This is a genomic window from Bacillus sp. JJ1532, from assembly GCF_036965085.1.
Taxonomy (GTDB): domain Bacteria; phylum Bacillota; class Bacilli; order Bacillales; family Cytobacillaceae; genus Cytobacillus.
In genome coordinates this window covers 131,230-135,477 of the sequence record NZ_JBALOW010000045.1, presented here as the reverse complement: position 1 = coordinate 135,477, position 4,248 = coordinate 131,230, and the positions used below count along the sequence as shown (strand labels likewise).

At 38.7% G+C, this 4,248-nt stretch carries 6 protein-coding genes; 4 read left to right on the top strand and 2 right to left on the bottom strand.

What is annotated here, in order from left to right; translation table 11 throughout:
• Positions 1-40: 40 nt before the first annotated feature.
• Both V7122_RS16055 and V7122_RS16050 read right to left on the bottom strand, forming a co-directional pair.
• A complete protein-coding gene (locus V7122_RS16055) occupies positions 41-562 on the bottom strand; it encodes a DUF309 domain-containing protein (protein WP_335346735.1) in 522 nt (173 codons plus the stop codon).
• Between the two features lie 204 nt (positions 563-766).
• Positions 767-859 (bottom strand): YjcZ family sporulation protein, encoded by a 93-nt coding sequence (locus V7122_RS16050; RefSeq protein WP_335346734.1) that lies wholly within the window; start codon positions 857-859, stop codon positions 767-769.
• A gap of 221 nt (positions 860-1,080) precedes the next feature.
• Between V7122_RS16050 and V7122_RS16045 the strand changes: the two genes are divergently transcribed.
• The 4 genes from V7122_RS16045 (at position 1,081) to V7122_RS16030 (ending at position 3,970) form a co-directional block, all read left to right on the top strand.
• Positions 1,081-1,821, top strand: a complete 741-nt coding sequence (locus V7122_RS16045; protein WP_335346741.1) for a segregation/condensation protein A — start codon at positions 1,081-1,083, stop codon at positions 1,819-1,821.
• Positions 1,822-1,867: 46 nt separating this feature from the next.
• The gene (gene scpB, locus V7122_RS16040; protein WP_335527546.1) at positions 1,868-2,455 is read left to right on the top strand and encodes an SMC-Scp complex subunit ScpB; all 588 of its coding nucleotides are present in this window, start codon (positions 1,868-1,870) and stop codon (positions 2,453-2,455) included.
• A gap of 96 nt (positions 2,456-2,551) precedes the next feature.
• A complete protein-coding gene (locus V7122_RS16035) occupies positions 2,552-2,971 on the top strand; it encodes a hypothetical protein (RefSeq protein ID WP_335346732.1) in 420 nt (139 codons plus the stop codon).
• A 108-nt stretch (positions 2,972-3,079) separates the two neighbouring features.
• Entirely contained in the window at positions 3,080-3,970 is an 891-nt protein-coding gene (locus tag V7122_RS16030; protein WP_335346731.1) for a superoxide dismutase, read from the top strand.
• The last annotated feature ends 278 nt before the right edge of the window (positions 3,971-4,248 follow it).

The window sequence follows — 4,248 nt, the reverse complement described above, 5'->3', positions numbered from 1 at the left end:
TCGCCACAGGACGTGGCGGTTTTTAGTCGATGATCATCTGTCAAGGCGCTTTTGCTTTTGATCTCAAAGCAATTAATCGTTCTTGGATCACTTGGCTTCGATCTCTAAGTGAATGCCGGTGAATTAAATCTTTATTGTTTAAATCGCTGTCTTCACACCAGTTTAGCCCTAACTGTGTACATTTGTCCCTACAGCTGGAAATTAATGATGTATCCATTATCGGGAACATATAGCTAGTGTATTGACAGCCTTTCGAAAGGTCATCTTGCCTTTTTTCTAAATCCAGTAAAAACTTTCCCCTGTTTAGTCCCAACTTTTCTATCTGGCTCAAGTTCTTTTTGAAAATTTGGATAGATTTTGATAAGGTTCTTTTAGCGCCGCCAGTGTTCCCACGCCGGTGATGATAATTTGAGACTGCAAATAAAATAAGTCCAACCCAAATAGAATGTTTATTCTTTGGATGAACCCTTTTCCAATATTCCTCAAGAATTTCATGACATTCAAAATAATCCCGATCTCCGTGGAAATGAATTAAATAATCGATATATTCATTTGGATACACGCTTTCACCCCCGATCATGTTTATTTTAACATAAGAAACATAACGGAATGAATGCGAATAGGCTGCTCAAACATGATTTTTTCCCATACTTGGAAAAATAAAAACCCGGCTATGAACCGGGTTTACTTTAAATCTTACAAAGTTATTCATATTCTAATCTCCGAAGCCGTATGACTTCCTCTGACATTTAATTTGCTTACTTCATTAGAAGCACCAAGAAGCACCTACAATAATTAATAGGATAAACAATACGACAATTAAAGCAAATCCTGTGTGCCCAAAGCCTACACTTGACATATCTTATACCTCCTATATTTCTCTCATTTGGTTGTTCAAAATCATCATATGTGGGCAGATGTTAAATGGTATGGGCGAATGAAATGTTTTTTCTTCCAATTTCGTTAAATGAATAAGGTTTAAATTTCTATTGGATATCGAGTATGAATAATTTATACTTATGTTAGTGTTAACTGGGGAATTTAAATAGAAATTTTGGTGAAAATTTTATGCAGGATGTTATGCATTATAATGTAAAGATTGACGCGTTTGAAGGTCCGCTCGATTTGCTGCTTCATTTAATCCACCGGCTTGAAATCGATATATATGATATTCCAGTGGCGGAGATTACGGAGCAATATTTATTATATATCCACACAATGCAGGAGCTTCAGCTTGATGTGGCAAGTGAATATTTGGTGATGGCCGCAACACTTCTGGCAATAAAAAGTAAAATGCTCCTCCCAAAGCATGAAGAGGATTTACTTGATGATGGGCTGATCATTCAAGAAGAAGAGAACCCAATGGACGAGTTAGTTGAGAAATTAATTGAATACCGTAAATATAAAGAAGCGGCTGTTGAACTTAAGGAGATGGAACAAGAAAGAGGTTTGATGTTTACAAAGCCTCCAAGTGATCTTTCCGACTATGTAAAGGAAGTTCAGACTGAAAAAACGGATTTGAATGTGTCTCTATACGACATGCTCGGTGCGTTTCAAAAGCTATTGCGCAGGCAGAAACTGCAGAAGCCGGTTACAACAAAAATTTCTCGTCAGGAAATTCCAATTGAAAAACGAATGGCCGAGATTTTAGATGATTTAAAGAGTATTAGAGGCAGAAAAAGCTTTAACGATTTGTTTGCCGTCCCTGATCGTGAACATATTGTTGTCACATTTCTTGCTGTTTTAGAGCTGATAAAGCGCAAAGAGATACATATCGAGCAAGAGAAAAACTTCTCAGAAATATTCTTGATGATTATGTAGCTTTACGGAAAATTACATGACTGTACACTAAAGGGGGTATAGATACTTGGAGTTAATCAATTGGAAAAGCATTGCAGAAAGCCTTCTTTTCGCAGCTGGGGACGAGGGGCTGTCTCTGAAACAAATCGCCATTGTCTTAGAGATCGATGAAATACAGGCTGAATCGGTTATGAACGAATTAATGGAGGATTACACTGATTCTTGGCGAGGGATAACGATCGTTGAGCTTGCTGGGACCTTCCAGCTGGCAACGAAGAAAGAAAACTCCGATTACCTTAAAAAACTAGTCGTCACTCCGACAACTTCAGGTCTCTCCCAAGCTGCACTAGAGACACTTGCCATTATTGCATATAAACAACCAATAACTAGAGCGGAAATAGAAGAAATTAGAGGGGTCAAAACAGAGCGTTCCCTGCATACTTTAGCTGCAAAAGCCCTTATTAAAGAAGTAGGAAGGGCTGAAGGTACTGGGAGAGCCTATTTATATGGAACGACTAAGGAATTCCTTGATTATTTTGGCTTAAAGCGAATAGAAGAACTGCCGGCCCTTCCTGAAAAAATGGATGAGGACGATTTCCTTCAGGAGGATGCTGATTTATTTTTCGGGAAATTCCAGGAATCATTTAGATCTTGAGTTTAGTCATTTATCTCTAACTATTTATGTTAAAATATAACTATCGTTAATGATAAAATTATTACATATGGGGTTATTGTTCTGGGAGGGTATGGCATGATCATTAAACAGTGTAATGGCTACGAGCTCGAAAAAGAAAAGTCAAATACTTCGGAGGATTTCTTTAATAGAAGTGAAATTACCTTTGAAGAAGATGGTGCAGAAAAAACACTACATGTATTGTATGTCCGCTATTTTGAGGATTTGTTAAATGAATTTACACCGTTCGAATCGAATCCAATCTTTTCTGCAGGTGAAAGGGCAGTGGAATTGAAAGATATTGTTGCTCTGGTTTGCTTATTGAAAAATCCTGGCTTCCGCCACAGAAAACGGCTCTACATAAATACACAGATGGAATTTGCTTCTTATTTTCAGGATATTGATTTTTCTAAACTTCCTGCTATATTTGAAGCTTTGGGGAGTCAAAAAAGCTATCAACTCCACTCTCCCTTAGAATATATTGTTCAGCCAAAATAGCAAATTAAATGCAAAGCAGCCCACAAGCTGCTTTTTTTATGCAATTTTCCATGGAGTCGGTCATACGATAAAATCGGACCTAGAAAATGTAGGAAAAGAGGGATCAGCATGAGCCGTCTGGAAGAGTATATTCAAGACGTGTTTAAGTGGAATCAAGAAATGCGAGCATTTCTTGAATCGGAAGATACGGAAGGAAAGTCTGAACTTTGGACTAAGATGGACCGCCTGACAAATATAATAGAGGGGATTAAGAGCCCGCAAAGTATGGAGGATCTCTCTGTTGTACAAAGTTATGTTGATGAGCTCCACTCAGACATGGAGAAATATTTTCTTGAAAGGCAGCAGGTTGGCAGTATATATATGCATGAACCAAATGTGGCAGCAGGAAACCATGTGCTTCCTCCGCTGCCATATCCTTATAATGCGCTCGAGCCCTATATATCAGAAGAAATTATGAGACTACACCATGACAAACACCATAAATCGTATATTGATGGATTAAATAAAGCAGAGACCGCATTGCACGAGGCAAGGAAATCCGGAGATTTTTCACTAGTGAAGCATTGGTCAAGGGAACTGGCATTCCATGGCTCTGGTCATTATTTGCACACAATTTTTTGGAATAACATGAAGCCTAAAGGCGGAGGTAAACCATCCGGAGGTTTGTTGAAAGAAATCGAGAAATATTTTGGCAGCTTTGAAGCATTCAAGAAGCATTTCAGTGAAGCAGCAAAGCAAGTTGAAGGTGTTGGCTGGACTATACTTGTTTGGTCTCCACGCTCCCGTCATCTGGAAATCCTCCAATCTGAAATGCATATGCTTTTAACCCAATGGGATACAATCCCATTGCTAGTTCTGGATGTTTGGGAGCATGCCTATTATTTGCAGTATAAAAATAATCGTGGTGACTATGTAAATAATTGGTGGAATCTCGTGAATTGGAAAAATGTTGAAGAACGCTTCCGAAACGCATCAGAGCTAAAATGGAAACCATATTAATCAACTTAAGCTGGCGGAAAACATTTAGTTTTTCGCTTTTTTGTTTTTTAAACACTGTTATTTGCAAGTAGGTGCCCCAGTCAAGTTCGTGTTTTTTGTCATAACCCCGCTTGTCCCGCATAAAATTGTACAAAGAAAAGCGGAAGCGCCTTCGGAACAATCAAAGGACAATTGTTCCTGCGATGAATATTCGCAGAAGCTTTCCTTTGTGTCCAGCCCCGACAAGCATAAGACGAGCCTCTCGGAAAGGTGTACTTTTCCTTTCTGGGAGGATTGGC

Bases quoted from the DNA above. Each gene is read 5' to 3' on its own strand.
- V7122_RS16045 (WP_335346741.1), top strand. From the start codon at position 1,081: ATGCATTATAATGTAAAGATTGACGCGTTTGAAGGTCCGCTCGATTTG.
- V7122_RS16030 (WP_335346731.1), top strand. From the start codon at position 3,080: ATGAGCCGTCTGGAAGAGTATATTCAAGACGTGTTTAAGTGGAATCAA.
- V7122_RS16050 (WP_335346734.1), bottom strand. From the start codon at position 859: ATGTCAAGTGTAGGCTTTGGGCACACAGGATTTGCTTTAATTGTCGTA.
- V7122_RS16035 (WP_335346732.1), top strand. From the start codon at position 2,552: ATGATCATTAAACAGTGTAATGGCTACGAGCTCGAAAAAGAAAAGTCA.